The following is a 636-nucleotide window of genomic DNA, read 5'->3' as shown; positions in this document are numbered from 1 at the left end:
CCGCCACCTGGGTCGCGCCGGTGTCGAGCAGGAAGGTCACGTCCTGGCCGTCGATCTGCCCGTTGACCAGGTAATGGCCCTGGCGGCTGCTGGCCAGGCGCACCTCGACGAACCCCTCGCCCTGCACCGATTGCGGCACTTGGTTGGGGTTGCGCTGCTTGTCTTCCCAGTTGCCGAAGAAATGCGTGGCCAGCAGCAGGCCGGCGCCCCAGGCGAGCACCCACATTACCCGTCCGGCGCGGCGGCCGGGCGTCTGCTCGCTCACGGACGACGGCTCCAGCCGCCCTTGGGCGCATTGAAGCGCCAGACCAGGGGGCGTTGCTCGCCGTCGGCGCGGGTCTGGCTACCATTGTCGACGCCGATCCAGGCGCCGTCCTGGTCGATCCACAGGGCCTCGGCCATGCCGTATTTCGGCGGGTAGCGACGCGCCTCGGCGAGCGCTTCGCCGGCGAACGACCAGCACAGCTCGGCCTCGCCGTTGCTCAGGGTGCGGCGGCAGATGCGATGAGCCTGGCGTTCGAGGGTGAACAGCTTCTCGCCGAAGTAGGCCAGGCCGGCGAAGTCGCGCGGTGCGGCGCGGCCGCCGAGCGCTGCGGGCGAGGGCTCTTCGCCGCTCTCGCTGATCAGCACGCAGCC

Annotated in this window: 2 pseudogenes; both read right to left on the bottom strand. The window is 70.9% G+C overall.

Annotated elements, in window-relative coordinates:
- Positions 1 to 265, bottom strand: a pseudogene (locus N878_RS24765) (TIGR02281 family clan AA aspartic protease); the annotation flags it as partial.
- Positions 262 to 636 (bottom strand): annotated as a pseudogene (locus tag N878_RS24760) (DNA topoisomerase IV); the annotation flags it as partial. The pseudogenes N878_RS24760 and N878_RS24765, both read right to left, overlap by 4 nt.

Origin of the sequence: Pseudomonas sp. EGD-AK9 (assembly GCF_000465935.2) — a bacterium.
Taxonomy (GTDB): domain Bacteria; phylum Pseudomonadota; class Gammaproteobacteria; order Pseudomonadales; family Pseudomonadaceae; genus Aquipseudomonas.
Note: the sequence above shows the minus strand (reverse complement) of the source record. Positions and strands in the feature narration are given on the sequence as shown.